This window comes from Pseudoalteromonas sp. SWYJZ98 (assembly GCF_015864495.1).
Lineage (GTDB): Bacteria > Pseudomonadota > Gammaproteobacteria > Enterobacterales > Alteromonadaceae > Pseudoalteromonas > Pseudoalteromonas distincta.
The window spans coordinates 1-2,726 of sequence record NZ_JADYXA010000081.1 but is presented as its reverse complement, the minus strand read 5'-3'; the positions used below and the strand labels follow the sequence as shown (position 1 = coordinate 2,726).

Sequence of the window (2,726 nt, the reverse complement as noted above, 5' to 3'; positions counted from 1 at the left end):
GTCCCATGCCGTGGATTGCAGCCCTATGGCGTCTTCAACCTGTTCGACCGTGATGCGGGAGGCTGGTGCTTGCCCATGGTATGCGCGAATTGCCGCGCGCCACCCGTAAAGCACATAAGCGGCAGAGCCGCAGTCGTCGCTTGCGCTGCCAGAGCTGTCGCGTGCTTTGCGTGCTTTGCGTACTATGGCTCGCAGTTCATCTGGCGTGGGCTCAGGCAGCTCCGCATAGGCCCCGCCCTTTGGTGCTGCTGGTCTGTCGTGTTCTTCATTCGTCATGATCAATCTCTCCATTTTGTAAACGGCCGACCGGCTTTTTCCCAAGCGCAATCGACCGCAATTTCCAGTAACTCGTCGGCGGTGATCCCCTCCTGACGAGCGGCGATGCGGACAGCGCTCATGGCGTTCTGCTCGCAGTACGGTGAGCCAGGGCGGTGGGGATACCAGTAACCCCCGCAGTTGCAGACGCGGTGCCCGGTCTCACGCAGGTGCTTCGTGAACAGGTCGAACGACTTGCGTCGGGTTCGACATTCAGGGCAGCGTAGGATCAACGCCACACGTCCCCGTTTGCCCGAACAAACGCGACCGCGAGGTCTCCATCCCAACGTTTTTTGCGCATCAGACAGGTCAACAACCGAATGCGGACCTCTGTCACCCGTTCGATGGTGGCGACAACGGCGCGCACCGCAGCAGGTGGGTGTTCGGTCACACGGCGACACGCAGCCAAGCGTNTCTGTCACCCGTTCGATGGTGGCGACAACGGCGCGCACCGCAGCAGGTGGGTGTTCGGTCACACGGCGACACGCAGCCAAGCGTTCGTGCGTCGTGCTTTTCATTTGCAACCCCCGCAGAAGAACATCCGGTTGCGCCACACCCCGCCCGTCCGGTTGCGGTCGGTGAGGCACTTCACACAGAACGCCTTGGCGTAGTAGGTGCTGGTGGGTGGGATAGTCATGTGCCTTCCCCGTGAAGAAACTCGAAGTCACGCGCGTCCTTGAGTGCGGCCAACGCCTCCTTTGCCTCAGCGAACTCAGGGCTGCTTTTTCCGAAATCCCGCTTGGCCGACCGCTTTTCCACCTTGGCTTCACGAATGGCTTCATCAAATTCGTCCATCGTCATAACGTGTCCTCCAGGCTGACCATCGAACTCTCGGCCCGACGCCGCGCACGCATGCGCGCCATCGTCTCGGCGGCTGTCCACCGGCGCCCGGGGCGCGGCAGGTCGGGTTCGGTGCCCCACTGGAACACCGGCACGATGCGGCGACCCCGCACGTCGTCGTTCCATGCGCAGATGCGCACCACACCCAGCTCGCGCATCTGCTTGACCCAGCGGGCCACCGACTCTTTTGCCAGGCCGGAGACCAGCACCAGGTCGTCGTAGGTGTGCCCCTTGGCCTTCAGCGCGGTCTGCATGCGCAGGGTGATCTTGGCGTTGTTGCGGCGGGGGGCGGTCATGGGTAGGCCCTCGCAGTGCAGCCGAACGTGAGCTTGCTGCCAAACGTTCCGTGTTCGAACACCGTGGTCAGCTCGCCGTTGTTCTTCTTGCAGAACTCGTTGATAGCTTCCATGGCTTTGATCTTGTCCTCAGAGCAGCCGGCCAGTGCCAGGGCGAGCAGCAGGATAGTGGTGGTGCGGGCGGTCATGGGCGCAACACCTTGGCTTCGACGCAGCGCGTCCCCTTCCGCAGAGATTCATTTGAAAACGGGATGGATTTGCGCACATGCTCGCACTGCTCAACGGTGGGGAATCGTTCGACCACGGTCGCCTCATGTCCGTAGTACCCGCCAACGGTGATCAGGAGCCAGAGAGTTACCGTCTCCATCACACACCCTCCTTCTTCAAGAACGCCGTCAGCCGCTTGATGCGGTCGCCGTTGTACTCGGCGATGCGGCGGGCGTAGTCCGCGCTGGACTGAGCCGCCAGGAGTTGGCGCTGGGCTTCTTCCAGCTCGCGCTGGGCCAGTTCCTTGGGGGAGGGTTTGCGGAAAGGGTTTAGGAATTTCATGGGGTGCTTTCAGTTGGAACGGAGAGGTTTGTCTTTGGCGGCACGATCAGGCGAGCAGGTGTGCATAGTCTTTGAACAGGCGCGATTCCCAGTCGGTTTCGCCAAGGCATGCGCGCTGGATGAAGGCCCAGCTCGGCACGTCCTCGCGGTCGATTTCGCGGCACCAGATAGGCATACCGAGCACGCGGGTGACGCGCTCAAGCACCTGAAAACCGGTGCAGTCGCTGCGCGTCCACCGGCGCACGCGGTGGGTGGTGGCGATGATCTTCACGATCAGGCCGTCACACCGTTGATCCGAAGAAACTCGCGGCGCTCGGCGATGCTCTTGATGCCGGCGGCCTTGCGGAGCATCGCTGCTTTGCCCAAGTCTTCGCAGTAGCGGTGGGTTTGGCCGAGGACGATCCAGGTGTGCAGGGAGTCCTGCGCGTCGATCTCCAGCTTGATGGCGGCCATTTCGAGCCACTTGGTGCTGACGGTGAGTTTGCGGGTCATCTGGTGCTTTCGTTGGTTTGTCGTTACTGACAACTGAACTTTACCGACAAGTGTGAACAACGACAAGTTTTTTCGCAAAAGGTCACAAACTTTTGTCGGGTATTACGCAAACGCGAAATTTCGCATACACTTCAGTCCGCTCACCGAGCAACTTAAATTTTCAAACTGGAGCACTCATGAACATCGAAGACCGCCTGGAATCCATCGACACATCGCTGAAGACCCTTGTCACCA

Annotated in this window: 9 protein-coding genes; 1 reads left to right on the top strand and 8 read right to left on the bottom strand. The window is 60.7% G+C overall.

Annotated features, from left to right (window positions below; genetic code table 11):
- The coding region (locus I6F10_RS20355; protein WP_231620017.1) for a hypothetical protein at window positions 1-276 on the bottom strand (276 nt) is incomplete at its 3' end.
- 499 nt (window positions 277-775) lie between these two features.
- On the opposite strand from I6F10_RS20355, the gene I6F10_RS19805 reads away from it, so the two are divergent.
- The gene (locus I6F10_RS19805) at window positions 776-967 is read left to right on the top strand and encodes a hypothetical protein (RefSeq protein WP_197099293.1); all 192 of its coding nucleotides are present in this window, start codon (window positions 776-778) and stop codon (window positions 965-967) included.
- Here I6F10_RS19805 and I6F10_RS19800 read toward each other — a convergent pair.
- The 7 genes from I6F10_RS19800 to I6F10_RS19770 are packed head-to-tail and all read right to left on the bottom strand — an operon-like array spanning window position 949 to window position 2,492.
- On the bottom strand, window positions 949-1,116 hold the full coding sequence (locus tag I6F10_RS19800) for a hypothetical protein (RefSeq protein ID WP_181870836.1): 168 nt from the start codon (window positions 1,114-1,116) through the stop codon (window positions 949-951). The genes I6F10_RS19805 and I6F10_RS19800 overlap by 19 nt on opposite strands.
- Window positions 1,113-1,451 carry a hypothetical protein gene (locus tag I6F10_RS19795; protein WP_197099292.1) on the bottom strand — a complete coding sequence of 113 codons (339 nt, stop codon included), beginning with the start codon at window positions 1,449-1,451 and terminating at the stop codon, window positions 1,113-1,115. The genes I6F10_RS19800 and I6F10_RS19795 overlap by 4 nt, the downstream gene beginning before the upstream one ends.
- On the bottom strand, window positions 1,448-1,639 hold the full coding sequence (locus tag I6F10_RS19790; RefSeq protein WP_114488346.1) for a hypothetical protein: 192 nt from the start codon (window positions 1,637-1,639) through the stop codon (window positions 1,448-1,450). The genes I6F10_RS19795 and I6F10_RS19790 overlap by 4 nt, the downstream gene beginning before the upstream one ends.
- Window positions 1,636-1,818, bottom strand: coding sequence for a hypothetical protein (locus I6F10_RS19785; RefSeq protein ID WP_114488345.1), 183 nt, complete (start codon window positions 1,816-1,818; stop codon window positions 1,636-1,638). The genes I6F10_RS19790 and I6F10_RS19785 overlap by 4 nt, the downstream gene beginning before the upstream one ends.
- Complete coding sequence (locus tag I6F10_RS19780) at window positions 1,818-2,000, bottom strand: hypothetical protein (RefSeq protein ID WP_114488344.1); 183 nt, start codon at window positions 1,998-2,000, stop codon at window positions 1,818-1,820. The genes I6F10_RS19785 and I6F10_RS19780 overlap by 1 nt, the downstream gene beginning before the upstream one ends.
- Before the next feature lie 46 nt (window positions 2,001-2,046).
- On the bottom strand, window positions 2,047-2,271 hold the full coding sequence (locus I6F10_RS19775) for a hypothetical protein (protein ID WP_114488343.1): 225 nt from the start codon (window positions 2,269-2,271) through the stop codon (window positions 2,047-2,049).
- Window positions 2,272-2,273: 2 nt separating this feature from the next.
- Entirely contained in the window at window positions 2,274-2,492 is a 219-nt protein-coding gene (locus I6F10_RS19770) for a hypothetical protein (RefSeq protein WP_114488342.1), read from the bottom strand.
- Between the last annotated feature and the right edge of the window lie 234 nt (window positions 2,493-2,726).

What these genes read in the sequence shown, in the direction of transcription:
- I6F10_RS19790 (WP_114488346.1), bottom strand. Translation starts at nt 1,639, where the DNA reads ATGACCGCCCGCACCACCACTATCCTGCTGCTCGCCCTGGCACTGGCC.
- I6F10_RS19785 (WP_114488345.1), bottom strand. Translation starts at nt 1,818, where the DNA reads ATGGAGACGGTAACTCTCTGGCTCCTGATCACCGTTGGCGGGTACTAC.
- I6F10_RS19795 (WP_197099292.1), bottom strand. Translation starts at nt 1,451, where the DNA reads ATGACCGCCCCCCGCCGCAACAACGCCAAGATCACCCTGCGCATGCAG.
- I6F10_RS19800 (WP_181870836.1), bottom strand. Translation starts at nt 1,116, where the DNA reads ATGACGATGGACGAATTTGATGAAGCCATTCGTGAAGCCAAGGTGGAA.
- I6F10_RS19770 (WP_114488342.1), bottom strand. Translation starts at nt 2,492, where the DNA reads ATGACCCGCAAACTCACCGTCAGCACCAAGTGGCTCGAAATGGCCGCC.
- I6F10_RS19780 (WP_114488344.1), bottom strand. Translation starts at nt 2,000, where the DNA reads ATGAAATTCCTAAACCCTTTCCGCAAACCCTCCCCCAAGGAACTGGCC.